This is a genomic window from Reyranella sp., from assembly GCF_044224635.1.
GTDB lineage: Bacteria > Pseudomonadota > Alphaproteobacteria > Reyranellales > Reyranellaceae > Reyranella.
In genome coordinates, this window is sequence record NZ_JBGAKA010000072.1 from 1 (window position 1) to 16,414 (window position 16,414).

Here is a 16,414-nt window from a genome sequence, read left to right on the forward strand (position 1 = left end):
CCGTCATACGGGGCGGAGGGGTCAAGAGCCTCAGTCGAAGCGCCGTGACGCATATTCAATCACCCGGGTGTTTGCTCATGACCCCTCCGCCCCCTTGCGGGGGCACCTCCCCAACGCAAGCGTTGGGGAGGAGAATCAAGAGCGCTCCGTATGCGAATGCCCTGCAGCGCCGTCATGGCTCCTCCGCCTTGCGCTTTGCGGCGCGGCGTGCGTCGAGTCCCGCGATATGGGCAAGGTCGTCGCTCTCCGCCTTGTGGCTGAGGCCCTGAGGCCGCGTCACCGTCTTCACGCGCACCGCGCCGGCATCCGCACCCGCCCGCGGCAGCACGGCGCGGCGTGCCGCCTGCCAGCGCAGGCCGATGGTCGCGGTCTCGCTGAAGCAGGCTTCGGCGACGGCGTCGCGCGCCATTGGCTCGACGAGCAGGCGAAACGTGTGGACTGGCCGTCCCTTCTTGCCGATGGCGGGGACGAGCACGAGGTCGCGGACACCGCCGGCGGCCCGCAGCCGGTCCGCCGCGACGGCGATCTCCTCGGCCGACATGTCGTCGATCTCGAAGCTGAGCACGAGAATGTCCTCTTCGCCCGGCCCCTCTTCACTCGATACGGTCGCCGCAGCGGCGAACAGGGTCGCGCGCAGGATGTTGGGCTGGCCCGGAAGCTCGCGCGTGCCGGCACCCGTGCCGGTGCCCTGCAGGCGGCCGGCGACCCGCGCCGACGCGGCGTCGACGAGATGACGGAGAATGGCCGCGCCGGTCGGCGTGACACGCTCTCCGCCGATGCCATCGTCGCGCCAGGTGAATCCCTCGAGCAGCCACGCCGTGGCCGGCGCCGGCACGGGCAGCAGCCCGTGGCGCGTGCGGACGAGGCCGTCGCCCCGCGGCAGGGCGGAGACGCTCCAGCGCGCGCCCTCGAGGGCGGCGGCGACGCTGCCCGCCGCCGTCACGTCCATCAGCGAATCCCAGTCGCCGATCTCGTGGAAATGCACCTCGTCCACCGGCACATGGTGGATCGCGGCTTCAGCCTCCGCCAGGTGGCGCAGGATGGCGATCGCGTGCGCGGCCGTGCCGGGACTGAGCGGCGCGGCCGAGAGGCGCGCCGCCATGTCGCGAAAGCCGGCGTGAGCGTGGTGGTGGTGATCGTGGTCGCCGGCGGGCACCGACAGCCCGAAGCGCAGGCAGTGCAGGCCGGCGCTGGTGCCGGGCGTGAAGACCGGCGTGCCGGTTCCGGGCGGCAGCACGGAAGTGGCATCCGCCAGCACGCGGGCCCGCAGATCCGGCAAGGCATCGACCATGGCAGCGGCAAACATGTCGCCCGCGATGCCGCCCACCGCGTCGAGGCGGATCGCGAGGGTCATTCGCCGGCGAAGACCGGCACGACGTAGGGACCTTCGGGAATGAAGGCGACGTCCGGATCCTGGTGGCGGGCGATCGCCTCTTGCAGCGCAAGATCGACATTGGGCGTGATGGCGACGCCGGTGATGCGACGCTCCTCGTCGTCCAGGCCGGTGGTGTAGAGCTCGACGCGCCCCAGCCGCATCGCCTTCATCTGCATCTCGGTCTGCCACTCGTCGATCTCCGCCAGCGACTTCGCCGTCAGCGTGGCGAGGAAGCGCTCCGGCCCCAGGGCGACCAGACGGGCCTGCGCCTCGCGGAATTCGGGCGAGCCGAACCCCTCGGAGCAGGAGGAGGCGATGATCAGCGTGCCGCCGGGCTCCAGGATGTCGAGCGGCGTCACCATGCCTTTCACCGTCTGGTAGTAGGTCTTGTCCAGCGGGTAGCCGGCCGAGGACGTGACGATCGTCCTGTAGCGCCGGTTCATGCCGATCCTGGTGGAGGCGGTGACGAATGCGACGGCAGCCATGTGGCTTTCGATGACCTCGCCGAACGTCACGTGCACGAGGTCACGGTCCTCGTCGATCACCGTGTTCAGCGCGTAGCAGTCACCGAGCCGGCGGACGATCTCGAGCTGTTCCTCGTGCAGCGGGTTGCCGACGAGGTTGCACTGCACGGCAAGCGGATCCTCCATGAAACGGGCGGAGTGGAAGGTCCGGATCGTCGCGTGATGCGCCACGCCCGGGGCGATCACCTTGCGGCCGCCGGACCAGCCGGCCATGAAGTGCGGCTCGACCAGACCGGTGGCGATGCGCAGCTCCGCCTCCACGAAACGGCGGTCGAGCCCGATCGGCGTGCCGCGCGTCGCGGTGCGCCCGAAGTGGACATGCATAGCCTCGTCGCGCGCGTCATGGTTCTCGACCCGCACATTGGCCATCACCCAGGGATCGCCGACCAGCTCGGCGAGCTCCTCGCCCTCATTAGGGCGATGCAGACCGGTGGCGACCAGGATCGTGATGGCCCCGAGAGGGATGCCGGCGGACGCCATGGTCTGCACCATCGGGCGCAGGAACAGCCGGTTCGGCACCGGGCGCGTGATGTCGCAGATGAGGATGCAGGCACTCTTTCTGCCCCGTGCCAGCTCCGCCAGCGCCGGGGCGGCGATCGGCCTAGCGAGCGCGGCGGCGATGGCGCCACTTGGGTCCGACAGTTTCGCCATCGCACCTTTGCGGATGACCGTGGGACGGACGCCGGCCGGGACCGTGACCGGCAGGTGGCCCTTGCCGAACAGCAGGTCGATCCGTGACTCGGTCATTGCCTGGCCTCGCCCATCCCTAGGTCACCCATCAGCGCCACCAGCGTGGGGCAGCTCGACAGAAGGTCGGCACCGATCGAAGGCTCACCGGCGTTGAGCGGTGCCCGCAGGCTGACGTGACGCATCGAGGGTTTCCTTGTCGTTTGACCGGACAGTAAGCCCGATCAGCCGGCAGCGGCAACCCGACGCCGAGCGCGTGACCTTCTGCTCGCCGCCATCGCCTGCGTTCGGCTATGCGGGGGAGTCGCGGCGGGCGAGCGCCAGCGTGACCGCGGCGATGATCAACCCGAGCGCCACGACGTCGAGCCAGGTGATCGGCGCCGCCGTCAGCAGGGCGCTGCTGCCAAAGCCGACGCACGGCACCACCAGCGTGGTGAGGCTGGCCACCGCCGCCGGCAGGGCGCGGATGATGCGGAACCAGCAGGCATAGGCCAGCACGTTGGAGACCAGGATCAGCCAGGCGAGCGCGAGGAGGCCGCGCACCTGCTCGGGGTGGAAGTAGGCGTCGCGCGCGAAGACCAGCCAGACGGCCAGCACAGGCACCGTGCCGAGCAGGATCTGCCAGGCGGCGTTGATCGTGACGTCGCCTGCAACCGCCATCCGCTTTGTGAGGACGGTGCCGATGCCGAAGGAGATCGCCGCCAGCAGGGTGACCAACGTTCCCACGGGCGCGCTGCGGGCCGCGGTTTCCTGGCTGATGACGAGGCCGACGGCGGCCAGGCTGAGCGCCAGCGACAGGGCGATGCGCAGGGTGATCCGCTCCTTGAGAACGAACACCGCCAGCAGCGCCGACCAGGTCGGCATGGTGTAGACGATGATCGGCGTGCGGCTCGGTCCGAGCGTCGCGATCCCGACGATAAGGAAGATCTGGAACAGGCCCATGTTGAACAGGCCGGTCAGAGCGATCTGGCCCCACAGCCGGCGATCGGGCAGCGCCGCTGCGCCGTTGAGCACGCCGAGCGCAAGGAGAATCGCTCCCGAGATCGGCATGATGATCAGTCGACTGGAGAACAGGTCGACGGCCTCGAGCGACCAGCTCATCAGCGGATAGGACAAGCCCCAGGCGATCCAGACGCAGGGCAGAAGAAAACGCGTCATGCCCGGCGTGCTTGCGACCTTTCCGCTGACATTCGCGGATGACGCCCCGGCAGGGCGTCGATGTCAACGTCCGGCCGGAGGTCTGAAGAAGCGCAGCTTCCCGCCCGGCGATGCCGAGCCCGCTCATCTCTGGAAGCGGAATGGCGGTTGCTGCCGCACGCCACGAAAGCACAATTGGAAGGCCTTAAAGCCGCCGCGAACTGCGCCCTACAGTCGACACCTCATCGCAAGCGGGGAGAACGCATGCGCAGGACATCCATGGCGGGCTGTGTCGATGGTCGCGGTTCGGTCGACGTCGGCATCGGTTCGGGGGCGATCGACGACAATAGCGCCTCGAAGATGACGATCGCGGGCACGACGAGCGATATGTCCGACCGCCTGACGAGCGCGGCCAAATTCGTGACCGCGCTCCATGTCGCAACCCGGAAGGGTCCCAGCTTCTGGCGAAGGGCCAGCATGATCGGCAAAAGCGCCGGCATCGAGGATCCGATCCGGCTCGAGCGGGCCGTCCGAGACGCCGCCATTGCCGGCCTGGTAGAGCGACGGGCTCCCCAGGGCCTGGTAAAGCTGACGGCGGAGGGTCGTGGGCTCGGCGCTTAGGACCTTCGGGCGCGGCATCGTTGCGGACTGAACCTCCGGGCCCGCAGAGAGGAGCCCGCGACCCGGCCGACGCCAGTTGTCTTTACATCAACCCTGGAGGGGGCGGTCTCGGCGCGCCGCGGCGCTCCGGGTACAACCGCTCGGCCGAAAGAGGCAAGCTGGAGGCGGCCTCGCGACACAGCTCTGCCAGGCGCAAATGCCGTCGCGCGGATCTACACAGGGCGGACCCTGGTCTGCTCGACCGTGCGCTCGAGAGCGTCGTCGTGCATTCGTTGAACTCGCGGGACAAGAGAATCGAGCTCGCGCCGGCGCTGGCGCACGAGGGCGCGCAGCTCGCTCCAGACTCCTGCCGGCACCGGCGAGCGGCCGCGAGCCCACTCGGTGACAGCGCTCTTCTGATGGCGCACCGCCTCGGCCATGGGACCCTTCCAGGCTTCTCCCCATAGCGCGCGGCCGACATCGGCGATCAGCGTTGCGTCGACCATGCGCGTCCCTCTCTGCCGTCGCGGCGGAGCGTCCCGTGCGTCATACGACCGTGAATGCCGGAAGCCGTGCCCAAGCGGCTTGTCGCGGAGCAGCGCGGCTCGCCATCCCCTGCTCGGGGGAAAGCGCCCTTGCGACCGCCGCCCAGGGCAGCCCGCGGGCGCCAAAGACCCGGGCGAGGGCGGCGATGGTCGCGTCGTCGCACCAGGCCCATAGACGCTCCATCAACGGCTCGAAGGTCCGGGTCCATTCGGGACCGCTCGATCGACCCGGCGCGAAGGTCTCGATCAGGGCCACGAGCTGCTCGACGCTCGCCCCGCCGACTGCCCGGCGCATCTGCTCCTCGCTGAGGGCAAGGGTCGTCGCGGCGGCATTGCGGATCCGCCAGACTTCGTCCAAACGGGCAAGATCGTCGGTCATGCAGCGTCCTCAGGCAGTGGGTCCGAAATAGTCGACGTAGACCTGATAGCAATCGTGGGTCGGCGCTCGCTTGATGTAGCGCGACTGGTGCTTGACGAACCCGCGGATGATGTCGTCGCGTCGCGCGGTGCGATTGTGCCGGAACTCCTCGAGCGAGGAGCTGCAGTTGCGCATGACATGCGGATCGTTCTGCCAGTGGCAGGCGGCATAGGTGATCGTGTCCAGCAGGTCGTGTCGCTCCGCGGTTCGGTCGAGGTACGAATCGACCAGCGCACAGGCGCGGGGAGCGTCCTGCGCCAGCACATGCTGCGTCAACACGGGCAACAGGCGATCGAGGGCGATGCCATCGGCCCAGGCGCGATGGTTCCGCCGCGGCTCCAGGTCGAACGCGGGATCGCGCGGAAACATGGCGTTCGAGCGGATGGTATCGTTCATGAAGCGCGCGCCCATGAACACCGCCTTGACCTGGTGCGGATTGTCGTGATCCCTGATCCAGGACTGCACGACATTCACGTAGTCCAGGGCATGGGTCGGGTGGAGGAAGGCGTTGGGATGCTCCAGCACCTCGATGAGATAGGGCTGGAAGCAGACCGTCACGGCGTCGCCGACATCGAGGATGCCGGCGCCCCGCTTGAACAGGCTCATGATCGCGGCGTTGACGTCGAACGGGCCGCCCCAGACGATCGCCTCGGTCAGGATGTCGAGCTCGCGCCCGCTCGGCGGCTTGTCGGTGCGCTTGGGAATCGACGCCTGACCCGGCAGCTCCATGCGGCAGATCGTGCTGATCTCGGACCACAGGCCGTACAGGCGCGGCGAGCATCCGAGGTCCGGCACGACGGTGTAGATCAGCTCGTCGGCATTGTCCCAGCCCAGGTAGTCGGCGATGTCGACCAGGGCCCGCGCCCGCAGCGCCTTGTGGCCGATGTTCTGGTAGCCGCCGCGGTTGATGATCGTATCCTGCAGGTCGATGATGCCGGCGAGCAGGATGGCATCCTTGAGGCGCCGGCGATGGTCGGGATGCTTCGCCAGCCCGAGAAAAAGACCGTAGGCTTCCGCCTTGTCGCCTTCGGCGATCGCCCAGCTCATCCGCGCCAGGCGGTCATCCACGGAGCCGCCCTCGATCGGCGCGTGCTCCTCGAAGTAGATCCTGGGCGGGTTCCAGGCCGGTCCGTCGAAGCGATTGACCGAGGCGTCGGGCCCGGGGAATTGCCGGTTGCACTGCTCGCCGTCCCGCGCGTAGTGGCCAGGGAATTGGCAGGTGACCTGTTCCCACACATTGAGGCCCTGCGGCACGTACCACATCGCCTGAACGTTCGGCAGGATGCCCCGCGCGCCCTTGAGCTCCGCCATCAGCGCGATCGCGCCGCGCCAGCCCAGAATGGTGTGGTCGTAGTTCACGCCGCGCAACTCGCCGCTCGGCAGCCGCATCAGGTGGGAGGGAACCTGGACATAGGGGGCTGCCGAGGCGATGGCCGCCTTGATCATGTCCTTGAGGGGGCGGTCTTCCTCCGTGACCAGCCGGCAGAACGTGTCGGTCGCCTCGCGATACCGGACGCTCTGGATTTCCTCCCGCAGGCGCTCGACGCTCGCGGCTCCCTGACCCTGCCCCATGTCGTCTACCTTCTTCAGATCGGCCACCTGCCAAGCAAAAGTCTTTTCGCTGCGCCGGCATGCGTCCTTGATATGGATCAAGGAGGTTCGACAGGGAGGTGGAACCGGTCAGCCCGACCGCGGCTGACGTATCGAGCGGTTGAACACGATCGTGCCGGATTGCATTCTTGGCTCCATCCCCAGAGAGTCGTTCACCATGAACCAACTGCGATATGAAGAGCTGCATCCCCAGCTGGGCGCGCGTGTCCGCGGGGTCGATCTCGGCAAGCCGCTCACCCCGGACCTGGTCCAGGAGATCAGGGCAGCGATCGACCGGTATTCGTTCGTCTGCTTCCCCGATCAGTCGATGGACGACGACCGCCAGCTCGCCCTCACGCGCCAGTTCGGCAATCCCGAACCGAGCCACACCAGTGTCGGCAGGACCGAATATTTCGGCACGATCGGCAACGTCCAGCCGGACGGCACGGTGCTCGGCAACGCGCACAAGAAAACCATCTTCCTCACCGGCAACAACATGTGGCACTCCGACGCCTCGTTCAAACCGGTGCCGGCGTTCCTCTCGATCATGTGCGCCTACGAAACGCCGGCCGAGGGCGGCACGACGATGTTCGTCTCCCTGCGCGCCGCCTACGATCGCCTCCCGCCCGCGCGCAAGGCCGAGCTCGAGCCCCTGATCGCGATCCACGATTACGTCTATTCGCGCTCGAAAGTGGCGCCCGATGCGGTATCGCCCGAGATGGCAGCCTCGCTGCCGCCCGTGCGCCAGCGGCTCGTCCGGACCAATCCGGCGACCGGCGCCCGGAACCTGTTCCTCGGCTCCCACGTCAGGGAGATCGAGGGCATGGGCCAGGCCGCCGGTCGCGCCCTGATCGACGAGCTGACAGAAGCAGCGATCCAGCCCGAGCACGTCTACGTCCATGCCTGGCAGCCGGGCGACGTCGTCCTGTGGGACAACCGCTGCCTCCTCCACGCCGGCAGCGGTTACGACGCCGACCGTCACCGCCGCTACATGCGCCAGACCCGCGTCAGCGGAACGTGCTCGACGTTGGAGGAGGTTGGCCAGGGTCAAAACCCATGAATTGCGCGACCATGCGATGAGTCGGCCGGCGCCAGACACGACGTGGTCATCGGGCAATACTTGATAGAGGCGACCATTCGGCGGATGCTGCCTGCGAGAGTGGCCTTCTGGAATTGCTACACCTGCCCGCCGCACTCTGCGGGTCGAGAAACGAGGAGCCGGATCATGAGTGCTGCCGCGTCGAGGAGTCCCGCCCAGGCCATGAAGCTCGAGAAGGTCAAGGAGCATATCGGCGCCATTGTCACGGGTATCGACCTTGCGCGTCCGATCGACGGTGCGACGCAAAAGAAGCTCTACGATGCCGTCGTCGAGAACGTGGTTCTCGTGATCCGGGGACAAGAGCATCTCACTCCAGGCCAGCTGCAAGCCGCCGGAGAAATGTTCGGCGAGCTGATGGAAGACCAGAACCGGCGCTACCTGGTCGACGGATTTCCGATGATCAGTGTGCTCGACAACCGTCACCTGGACAGCAAGGGTCGGCCTGCAAAGGTCGGCGCCAATGCCACCTGGCACACCGACCACACCAACCAGGAATTGCCGCCCAAGTTCACCATGCTGTATGCGGTCGCCGTGCCGGACAAGGGCGGCGGGACGTCGGTTTGCAACTCGCGCGCCGCCTACGAAGGGCTTCCGGACGACGTGAAGCTGAAGATCGCCGACGCGAAGACCGAGAATACGCTGATCAGCAGCGCGCGGATGAAGACAGGCAATCCGGATATCGTGCGGGCCCAGCTCGAGGCGACGAAACCGCCGACCATTCATCCCCTGGTCCGCACCCACCCGGAGACCGGCACCAAGGCGGCGTGGTTTCACAAGGCCAAGACCGAGACGGTCACCGGCATGTCACCCGAAGAAACCCAGGATTTTCTGCAGGATCTGACCGACAGGATCACACAGCCGCAATTCTGCTATACGCACGAGTACCAGAAGGGCGATCTGCTGATCATCGATGACCGCGCCTCCTTGCATAAGGCCGGCTTCGACTACGATCACAGCCAGCATCGCCGCCTGTACCGGATGCTGGTGCGCGGCGACCGTCCGTACTGAGAGGTCCAGAGCGAGATTGGCTTTATGTGGAACCGACTCGGTTTCATCGCGGACGGGTGCAGCGTCAGACGCCCAGAGGCGCGTCCTGACCGACGACCTGCTTGTACAGTGCGCGAACCTCGTCGGAGACGCGGTGCGTGTCTTCCTTCAGGTTGCGCGGCGTGATCGCGATGAAGGCGATTTCCCAGTTGTCCGGCCTGGGCACGCCGACCTTCGGCACGAAGGCATGCGGCGCGCCGGGCGCGTTGTGGAAATGGCTGCCGCCAATCACCGGCTCCAGCACCGGCTTGCCGTTCGCGTCGATTGAGAAGCCTTCCGCCTCGCCCACGACATACATCGGGAACTGATCGGTGCGGCTGGCGATGTGGGTGTGAAGCTCGACGTTCGGCAGGAACACTGCCGCGACGCCGCGCCCGTGCCGGTTCTGGCCCAGACGCCACGGGCCGGGTCCGCTCAGGTCCGGCGCAGCGGCCAGGCGATACTCGGCGCGGGCCAGAATGGCGCGCAGGGCTTCCTTGGGGTTGAAGTCGGGATCTGATGCGGCGCGGGCCTTGCTGAAGTCCGCGTAAACAGACTTCATCCACTGCAGCTCGTCATCGGCCAGTTCGTGGTCGAGAACCGGGAGAGCGGCGCCATCGGCCATGGGAGGGGTCCTCTGCCTTGTTATCCGACATTCCCCGGATGACGCCGCGGAACGTCGCGAACGCTAGCATTCCGCCGGGTTGCGAGGAAGCCATGGTCGGCCGACACCGCTTTGCGGGCGTCTGCCGTCCAGAACGACACCTGATCCTGCTCGTGCCTGGGCCTCCGGTCAGGCGTCGTTGATCGCCGCCAGCAGGCGCCCGCGAGTCAGGGGCAGGTCGCGCACGCGCACGCCGATCGCATCGAACACCGCGTTGGCGATCGCCGCCGCGACCGGCCCGGCGACCGCCTCGCCGACGCCGAGCGAGGGCTGGTCCGGCCGGTCGATGATCGAGACCTCGACCGCAGGCGCCTCGCTGAAGCGCAGGATCGGGTAGTCGTCCCAGGTTCGCGTGGTGATGCGGATGTGGTCGAAGCGCACCTGTTCCTTCAGGACCCAGCTCACCGCCTGCACGATCCCGCCCTCGACCTGGTTGGCGACGCCGTCCGGGTTGATCGTGCGGCCGCAATCCACGGCCGCCACCGCGCGCACCACCTTGATCGTCTCGCCGGCCTCGACCTCGGCTACCACCGCGGCGTAGGCGGCTTCGTTGCTGTAGCGCGCGAAGCCGAGGCCCATGCCGCGGGCCCCGTCGCGTCCCGTCCCGTCGCGTCGAGACCGCGACGCGAGCCCCGACCGCTCGCGCACCGCCTCGATCACGGCCATCGCCCGCGCGTCGCTCAAGTGTTTCAGGCGCAGCTCGACCGGGTCGATGCCGGCGGCGTGCGCCAGCTCGTCCATGAAGCACTCGATCGCGAAGGTATTGAGGAACCCGCCGATCGCCCGCAGGGTGCCGGTGCGCACCGGCAGCCGCTCCAGCGCGTTCAGCACGACCCGCTGATTGGGGAAATCGTAGATCGGCACCGCGTTGCGCTCGCTGGTCGGCAGAATTCCCGGCAAGGCATCGATGCCGGGCGGTTGAGCGAACGGTCGGTCGAGGTGCCAGGCAGCCAGCAGGGACGGGCTTTCCTGCAGCCCGGGCCGCGCGATGTGCGGATTGCTCCACAGCTCGTGGCGCCAGTCGACGATCCGTCCGACGCGATCGACCGCGCCGTTCAGGGCGACGACCATCGCCGGTCCGAACGGCGACCAGGCCAGCTCGTCCTCGTGCGACCATTGCAGCCTCACCGGGTGGCCCGCCACGGCGCGGGCCAGCAGCACCGCGTCGAGCGCCGCATCGTCGGCCGCGTTGTGGCCGTAGCATCCGGCGCCCTGCACATGGCGAACGGTGATCGTGGCGGGCGCGACGCCGAGCGTCTTGGCGATGTCCAGCCGGGTCGGATGGATCGACTGGCTCTGGCACCACACCTCGATGGCGCCGGCCTGCACCCGCGCCACCGCACAGGCCGGCCCGATCGACGCGTGCGCCAGGAACGGCCGTGAATAGCTGGCGCTCACGGCGTGCTCGGCCGTGTCCTGCGACGCGCCGCTCTGCTGCGGCACGCCCTTTTCGCTCAGGACCTTCGTCTTCGACGGCCGCGATTGCAGGAAGGCGGGCAGGGCATCGACGTCGGGCAGGTCCGCGGCCTCCTCCCAGACGGCACCTTTCGCCAGCGCCGCCGCCGCGGCGACGGCCTGTTCCTCGCGCACCGCGACGACGCCGAGGAAGCGGCCGTCGCGCACCACGGCGCGCACGCCCGGCATCGTCTCGATCCGCTTGCCGTCGAAGGCCTTCAGCACCGCGCCATAAGAGGGCGGGCGCACGACGCGGCCGTGCAGCATGCCCGGCAGCTCCAGGTCGTGCACGTAGACGCCTGCGCCGGCCACCTTGTCCGGCAGGTCGAGCCGCGGCAGGGGTTTGCCGACCAGCGTCAGCTGATCGGCACGCTTGGGTGCCGCCCGGCCGTCGGCGTCCCGGGCGAGATCGACCTCGGCGCTCAGCTCCCAATAGGTCGCGCTCTCATTGCTCGCCTTGCGGTGGATGGTGCCGTCGCGCACGAACAGCTCGTCGACGCCGGCGTCGAGCCGTCGCGCCGCGGCCTGCAGGAAGGCGTCGCGGACCTCGGCACAGGCCTGGCGCAGCGCGCCGCCGCCGTCCATCGTCGACCGGCTGCCGGCGGTGACGCCCTCGTTCGGGCTGCGGTCGGTATCGGCCGGGATCATGCGGATGCGGGCGTAGTCGACGTCGAGCTCTTCCGCCGCGATCTGCGCCAGGGTGGAGACGATGCCCTGACCGATCTCGACCTTGCCGGTGCGGACCTCGACCATGCCATCGGTCCTGATCTCGACCCAGCGGTCGAGCCGGCTGTTGCGGGCCAGGCTCGGGGGAAGCGGTTCGGCCGTCATCTCAGCCGCCTCCCTTGCCGATCATCGCGCTGGCGCGTCGGATCGCGCGCAGGATGCGGTCATAGGCGCCGCACCGGCAGAGATGGATGTCCAGCCTGGAGCGGATCTCAGCCTCTGTCGGCGACGGATTGCGGGCGAGCAGGGCGGCGGCGCCCATGACGATTCCAGTCAGGCAGTAGCCGCACTGGCCGGCCTGCTCCTCGACGAAGGCCTGCTGAAGCGGATGCAGCGCCGCCTTGCTGCCCGCCCCCTCGCCACTCACGCTTCCGCCGAGACCCTCGATCGTGATGACCGCCCGATCCTCCGTCGCCGATAGCGGGGTGTTGCAGGATTGGATGCTGCGCCCGTCCAGCAGCACCGTGCAGCATCCGCACACGCCGGCGCCGCAACCGAACCGGGTACCCTTGAGCTTGAGGTCGTTGCGCAGGACATAGATGAGCGGCGTGCTCGGGTCTGCCGTGACGATCCTGCGCGCGCCGTTGACGTTGACTTCGATGGTCTGGGTCAAGCGTGGTCTCCCCCCGCGCCGAGCTTAGGGCGCGCGCGTCCTGTCTGTCACGCGGCGCCGCGCGGCATCGCGCAGCGGCCAAGGCGTTGTCCCGGACGGCCGCGAACCGAGCGTCATGTCGTGAGATGACGCACGTGATTCGTCAGGCCCTAGGCAGCCTTCGCCAGGACCGTTTCCACCAGCTCTGCCAGCCGCCGGTAGTCGGCTTCCTCGTTGTAGGCGTGCGCCGAGAGGCGCAGCCAAAAGGCGCCGGCGATCGCATTGACCGGTGCGTCCGTGCCGGCGGCCAGCAGGGCGCGGCGCAGGGCGCGGGCCTGCTCCTGGCCGGCTGCTCCTTCCGCGGGCGACTGAGCCACAGGCAAGCGGACCAGACCCATCGCGCCCTTCATCTCGCGGGCCGCCCCGACCTCGGTGCCGAGCCGCGCCGCCGTCGCGTCGGCGCCGGCGGCCGCCAACGCCGCGTTGCGCGCCATCAGCGCCGTGCCGCCCAGCCGGGCGAAGAAGTCGAGGGCGGCCGGCAGCGCCAGGAAGGCGCTGGGATCGGCGGTGCCGGTCCAGTCGAACTCGGCGACGAAGCCCTGCCCGAAACCGTGCGAGATGGTGACGGGGTGCAGGCCGGCCTGCCGGTCGCGCCGGGCATGCAGGAACGCGCTGCCCTTGGGCGCCATCAGCCACTTGTGGCAGTTGCCGACGTAGTAGTCGGCGCCGAGGGCCGCCAGGTCCAACGGCACCTGGCCCGGCCCGTGCGCACCGTCGACCAGCACCGGCACGCCGCGCGCCCGGCAGCGCGCCACCATGTCGGTGATCGGCAGCACCAGGGCACTCGACGAGAAGATATGGTCGAGCACGGCGAGGCGCGTGCGCGGGCCCAGCGCCTGGTCGAGCCGCGCGACGATTTCGGTGCGATCGGGGCGCGGAAAGGGCAGCTCCGCCACCACGAGCCGGGCGCCGCGCTCGGCCGCGACATGACGCATCGTGTTGCGTACCGCATTGTAGACGTGGCCCAGGCACAGGATCTCGTCGTCCGGCGCCAGCGGCAGCGAGCGCAGCACGGCGTTGCAGCCCATCGTGGCGTTGCTGACGAAAGCGAGGTCCTCCCCGTCGGCGCCGATGAATTGAGCGAGGCGCGCCGCGGCGGCGCGCAGGGCGACCGGCAGCTCCTGCGCGAAGAAGCGTGTCGGCTGCGCCTCCATGCGCCGGCGCCATTCCTCCTGCACCGCCAGCACGCAGCGTGGCGTGGCGCCGTAGGAGCCGTGATTGACGGTGAGGAAATCAGCCGCGAGGGCGAATTCGTTGCGTACGGCAGCGCCGAGCGGAGGCGGGGCGGAGGGCATGGTCGGGCGACTCGATACCATGTGCCTTCCGGGGTTGGCAGGAGGAAACCGGGCGACGCCGTGCGTCGTGGCGTGCCCGTTCGACAATCAGCGTCCCAGCACCCGACCGTCGATGCGCAGCGCCTGGATGCTGACGTGGCCGTCGGCACGGACCGCCAGGTCGACCGTCAGGGCGCCCGGCCGCGCGCGGATCAGCCGCTCGAGCTCGCCGGCGCGGACTTCCGGCACGAACAGCTTGATGCTGCCGTTGGTGGTGTGGATCGTGGCCGGCACGAAGGCGTCTTTGCCCCACAGCCCTCCGGGGATGACCAATCGGCAACTGCCCAAAGTCCCCCGGTCCACCGTCGAGTAGGGGACGAAGCGGACGCGGGCCCGCTGCACGGCATCGATCTCGATCACGCACAGTGCGCCCGCAACGATTCCGCCGTCGGCCTCGGGCGGGCTTTCCCAGTTCCACTCGAATCCCGCGGTCAGGTAGTGGCCGCGCAACAGGTCGCGGGGGTCGACGCCGCGCACCGCCACAGTCAAGACCGTGACATGGCTGCGCAGCCATTCCTGGTGGCCGACCATCGCGGCCAGCGCCATGAGGGGCAGCGCCAGCGCCGTGATCACGAGCAGCGCCGCAGCCTTGTGCCTCACGGGATCGCCCCGCGCCCCAGGCGCCTGGTCAACCGCCAGCCAAGCCAGGTCAACACGAGGCAGAGCACGCCGCCGCCGATCAGGCCGAGGCCGGTCGCGGTCAGGCCGCCGATCGCTTCGAGATAGAGGATCAGCAGCCTCAGGCCGATGACGGTGAAAGCAAAGCCGAACAGGACGCGCTGGCCGGCGTGCGCCGCCAGCCAGCCGACCGCCGCCCAGTAGACGATGAAGAGCAGGCCGAAGAGGGCCTCGAACGCGGTCCTCTGCTCCGGGGTCCACGCGCGCGCGAGCAGGAGGGCGGCGGTCCAGACGACGAAGCTCGCGCCCAGCAGCGCCATCACGGGGCGCCACTGCATCGCGCTGCTGCCGATCCACAGGGCCGTTGCGGCCAGCAGCGTGGCGGCGGCGCCCAGCCCGATCTCGACCGGCGCGACCAGGCTGACGAGCCGCGAGCCGATGGCGACCACGGTCGTGCTCACGGCACCGACGAGCCCCGCCAGCGCCAACTTCAGCAACAGCTCGCCCTGGTCCTCGGCGGGTGGCCAGCGTCGGCGCAGGATCGCGACGACGGCCAACAGACAGGCGGGCAAGTAGAGCATCAGATGGAACAGATCGCCCCGGCCGGAGCCCGAGATCAGACGACCGATCGCTCGTTCGAGCGGCTCATACGCGGAGAACCACGTGAGGACCGCTGCAGCAAACCACACTGTCCCGACCAGCCGCGAGAAGGTAACCAGCGCGAGGAACGGCGTGCTCAGGGCCAGCCAGATCGCCAGCGCCTGCCATGGATCGCTCTGCAGCTGGTAGACCTGCCCGATAAGGGCGATGCTGCCGATCACGAGGCCGAACAGCAGCAAGGCGCCGAGCTCACGCGGCCATTCCCGGTCGCGCTGCCAGGCGACAAACACGAAGCCGGCGCACAGGCCGGTCAGCAGCAGATCCGCTGCAAGCTTCGCCGCGGCGGGAATTTCCTCCCAGTTGGCGGCGACCACGGCCAGGAGGCCGAGCCCGATGGCCAGGGCACCCATGCCCGACAGAGCCCAGAGCCAGAGCGGCCGGCGGTGGGACGCTTCCCAGGCGCTGATCCGCTCCGCCGCGCCGTCGTCGATCAGGCCAGCGCTCCGCCACCGCTTCAGATAGTGTTCTGCGATCACTGTATCATCTTCACGCAAGGGATAGCAGGCCACAACCTGCTTGCGCGCAACCCGAACGCCCGTCTCGAGGGGGATGACGTCGTCGGGCTCGCGCAAGCAGGCGCACAGCGGATTCGAGTCCGGCCGTCTTCGCCACGGCCTGCTCGCGCGCGGTGCCGGCTCGGAGGCGCTTGCCGGCAGGCCGGGCGACGCTGCGCTGAACGGCGCCTGTGACCTTTTGGAAGGCAATCCGACTGCGTCATCAGGTCGGCCAGTTGTCCACCCACGATCGTGCGAAGATGCATCGCCCGGCGGTGTTTTCGCCGGGCATGTCGAGTTCGTCATGGAGGCGTGTGATGCTTCGAAACACCATCGCTGCTTGCGCGGCGGCGCTGCCGCTGCTGATGGGCGTGGCTGCGGTCCACGGTCAGTCGGGGGCAAATGTCGGGACCCTGACCTGCAACGTCGCCGGCGGCGTCGGATTCATCTTCGGGTCGTCCAAGGACCTCAGCTGCCTGTTCACCCGAACAGACGGAAAGGCCGAGCGCTACACAGGCTCCATCAAGAAGTTCGGTGTGGATATCGGCTTCACGAAGGAAGCCCAGATGGTCTGGCTGGTATTCGCGCCAGGCAGCATCGCGCCGGGCGCTCTCGCCGGTTCGTATGGAGGCGCCACGGCGTCCGGAACGGTCGGCGTCGGGGTTGGAGCGAACGTGCTCGTCGGCGGCAGCAACAAGCAGGTCACCTTGCAGCCGGTCAGCGTCGAGGGCAGCACCGGCCTGAACGTGGCCGCCGGCATCGGCGCGGTCGACCTGAACTACGCCAAGTGATCCTCGACCCGGCCGCCTT

At 68.7% G+C, this 16,414-nt stretch carries 17 protein-coding genes; 4 read left to right on the top strand and 13 right to left on the bottom strand.

What is annotated here, in order from left to right; translation table 11 throughout:
- Positions 1 to 172: 172 nt before the first annotated feature.
- The 4 genes from ACILR9_RS35610 to ACILR9_RS35625 form a co-directional block, all read right to left on the bottom strand.
- On the bottom strand, positions 173 to 1,354 hold the full coding sequence (locus ACILR9_RS35610) for a LarC family nickel insertion protein (RefSeq protein ID WP_395714742.1): 1,182 nt from the start codon (positions 1,352 to 1,354) through the stop codon (positions 173 to 175).
- Positions 1,351 to 2,646, bottom strand: a complete 1,296-nt coding sequence (larA, locus tag ACILR9_RS35615; protein ID WP_395714743.1) for a nickel-dependent lactate racemase — start codon at positions 2,644 to 2,646, stop codon at positions 1,351 to 1,353. The genes ACILR9_RS35610 and larA overlap by 4 nt, the downstream gene beginning before the upstream one ends.
- On the bottom strand, positions 2,643 to 2,771 hold the full coding sequence (locus ACILR9_RS35620) for a hypothetical protein (protein WP_395714744.1): 129 nt from the start codon (positions 2,769 to 2,771) through the stop codon (positions 2,643 to 2,645). The genes larA and ACILR9_RS35620 overlap by 4 nt, the downstream gene beginning before the upstream one ends.
- A 106-nt stretch (positions 2,772 to 2,877) precedes the next feature.
- A complete protein-coding gene (locus tag ACILR9_RS35625; RefSeq protein ID WP_395714745.1) occupies positions 2,878 to 3,744 on the bottom strand; it encodes a DMT family transporter in 867 nt (288 codons plus the stop codon).
- Between the two features lie 243 nt (positions 3,745 to 3,987).
- Between ACILR9_RS35625 and ACILR9_RS35630 the strand changes: the two genes are divergently transcribed.
- Positions 3,988 to 4,344, top strand: coding sequence for a hypothetical protein (locus ACILR9_RS35630; protein WP_395714746.1), 357 nt, complete (start codon positions 3,988 to 3,990; stop codon positions 4,342 to 4,344).
- A gap of 212 nt (positions 4,345 to 4,556) precedes the next feature.
- On the opposite strand, the gene ACILR9_RS35635 is transcribed toward ACILR9_RS35630, so the two are convergent.
- From ACILR9_RS35635 to ACILR9_RS35645, 3 genes are read right to left on the bottom strand one after another with little or no spacing between them, the layout of a single operon-like run.
- A complete protein-coding gene (locus ACILR9_RS35635) occupies positions 4,557 to 4,829 on the bottom strand; it encodes a hypothetical protein (RefSeq protein ID WP_395714747.1) in 273 nt (90 codons plus the stop codon).
- A 40-nt stretch (positions 4,830 to 4,869) separates the two neighbouring features.
- Positions 4,870 to 5,247: a hypothetical protein gene (locus ACILR9_RS35640; RefSeq protein WP_395714748.1), complete on the bottom strand. Its 378-nt coding sequence runs from the start codon at positions 5,245 to 5,247 to the stop codon at positions 4,870 to 4,872.
- Positions 5,248 to 5,256: 9 nt separating this feature from the next.
- Positions 5,257 to 6,858, bottom strand: a complete 1,602-nt coding sequence (locus ACILR9_RS35645) for a hypothetical protein (RefSeq protein WP_395714749.1) — start codon at positions 6,856 to 6,858, stop codon at positions 5,257 to 5,259.
- 196 nt (positions 6,859 to 7,054) lie between these two features.
- On the opposite strand from ACILR9_RS35645, the gene ACILR9_RS35650 reads away from it, so the two are divergent.
- Positions 7,055 to 7,936, top strand: a complete 882-nt coding sequence (locus ACILR9_RS35650) for a TauD/TfdA dioxygenase family protein (protein WP_395714750.1) — start codon at positions 7,055 to 7,057, stop codon at positions 7,934 to 7,936.
- 99 nt (positions 7,937 to 8,035) lie between these two features.
- Positions 8,036 to 8,983, top strand: coding sequence for a TauD/TfdA dioxygenase family protein (locus ACILR9_RS35655; RefSeq protein ID WP_395714751.1), 948 nt, complete (start codon positions 8,036 to 8,038; stop codon positions 8,981 to 8,983).
- Positions 8,984 to 9,047: 64 nt separating this feature from the next.
- Here the strand turns inward: ACILR9_RS35655 and ACILR9_RS35660 are convergent, their stop codons facing one another.
- The 6 genes from ACILR9_RS35660 to ACILR9_RS35685 all read right to left on the bottom strand — a co-directional run bounded on the left by ACILR9_RS35660 (position 9,048) and on the right by ACILR9_RS35685 (position 15,682).
- The gene (locus ACILR9_RS35660; protein ID WP_395714752.1) at positions 9,048 to 9,626 is read right to left on the bottom strand and encodes a hypothetical protein; all 579 of its coding nucleotides are present in this window, start codon (positions 9,624 to 9,626) and stop codon (positions 9,048 to 9,050) included.
- Positions 9,627 to 9,794: 168 nt separating this feature from the next.
- Positions 9,795 to 11,951, bottom strand: a complete 2,157-nt coding sequence (locus ACILR9_RS35665; RefSeq protein ID WP_395714753.1) for a molybdopterin cofactor-binding domain-containing protein — start codon at positions 11,949 to 11,951, stop codon at positions 9,795 to 9,797.
- 1 nt (position 11,952) lies between these two features.
- A complete protein-coding gene (locus ACILR9_RS35670) occupies positions 11,953 to 12,459 on the bottom strand; it encodes a (2Fe-2S)-binding protein (protein ID WP_395714754.1) in 507 nt (168 codons plus the stop codon).
- A gap of 149 nt (positions 12,460 to 12,608) precedes the next feature.
- Entirely contained in the window at positions 12,609 to 13,793 is a 1,185-nt protein-coding gene (locus ACILR9_RS35675) for an aminotransferase class V-fold PLP-dependent enzyme (RefSeq protein WP_395714755.1), read from the bottom strand.
- Positions 13,794 to 13,880: 87 nt separating this feature from the next.
- Positions 13,881 to 14,432, bottom strand: a complete 552-nt coding sequence (locus ACILR9_RS35680; RefSeq protein WP_395714756.1) for a GDYXXLXY domain-containing protein — start codon at positions 14,430 to 14,432, stop codon at positions 13,881 to 13,883.
- A complete protein-coding gene (locus ACILR9_RS35685) occupies positions 14,429 to 15,682 on the bottom strand; it encodes a DUF2157 domain-containing protein (protein ID WP_395714757.1) in 1,254 nt (417 codons plus the stop codon). The genes ACILR9_RS35680 and ACILR9_RS35685 overlap by 4 nt, the downstream gene beginning before the upstream one ends.
- A 239-nt stretch (positions 15,683 to 15,921) precedes the next feature.
- Here ACILR9_RS35685 and ACILR9_RS35690 point away from each other — a divergent pair, with 239 nt between their 5' ends.
- On the top strand, positions 15,922 to 16,395 hold the full coding sequence (locus tag ACILR9_RS35690) for a DUF992 domain-containing protein (RefSeq protein ID WP_395714758.1): 474 nt from the start codon (positions 15,922 to 15,924) through the stop codon (positions 16,393 to 16,395).
- Positions 16,396 to 16,414 lie beyond the last annotated feature (19 nt).

Coding starts and splice junctions, on each gene's coding strand:
- ACILR9_RS35635 (WP_395714747.1), bottom strand. CDS start 4,829: ATGGTCGACGCAACGCTGATCGCCGATGTCGGCCGCGCGCTATGGGGA.
- ACILR9_RS35675 (WP_395714755.1), bottom strand. CDS start 13,793: ATGCCCTCCGCCCCGCCTCCGCTCGGCGCTGCCGTACGCAACGAATTC.
- ACILR9_RS35620 (WP_395714744.1), bottom strand. CDS start 2,771: ATGCGTCACGTCAGCCTGCGGGCACCGCTCAACGCCGGTGAGCCTTCG.
- ACILR9_RS35645 (WP_395714749.1), bottom strand. CDS start 6,858: ATGGGGCAGGGTCAGGGAGCCGCGAGCGTCGAGCGCCTGCGGGAGGAA.
- ACILR9_RS35650 (WP_395714750.1), top strand. CDS start 7,055: ATGAACCAACTGCGATATGAAGAGCTGCATCCCCAGCTGGGCGCGCGT.
- ACILR9_RS35610 (WP_395714742.1), bottom strand. CDS start 1,354: ATGACCCTCGCGATCCGCCTCGACGCGGTGGGCGGCATCGCGGGCGAC.
- ACILR9_RS35640 (WP_395714748.1), bottom strand. CDS start 5,247: ATGACCGACGATCTTGCCCGTTTGGACGAAGTCTGGCGGATCCGCAAT.
- ACILR9_RS35665 (WP_395714753.1), bottom strand. CDS start 11,951: ATGACGGCCGAACCGCTTCCCCCGAGCCTGGCCCGCAACAGCCGGCTC.
- ACILR9_RS35690 (WP_395714758.1), top strand. CDS start 15,922: ATGCTTCGAAACACCATCGCTGCTTGCGCGGCGGCGCTGCCGCTGCTG.
- ACILR9_RS35660 (WP_395714752.1), bottom strand. CDS start 9,626: ATGGCCGATGGCGCCGCTCTCCCGGTTCTCGACCACGAACTGGCCGAT.
- ACILR9_RS35630 (WP_395714746.1), top strand. CDS start 3,988: ATGCGCAGGACATCCATGGCGGGCTGTGTCGATGGTCGCGGTTCGGTC.
- ACILR9_RS35625 (WP_395714745.1), bottom strand. CDS start 3,744: ATGACGCGTTTTCTTCTGCCCTGCGTCTGGATCGCCTGGGGCTTGTCC.
- larA (WP_395714743.1), bottom strand. CDS start 2,646: ATGACCGAGTCACGGATCGACCTGCTGTTCGGCAAGGGCCACCTGCCG.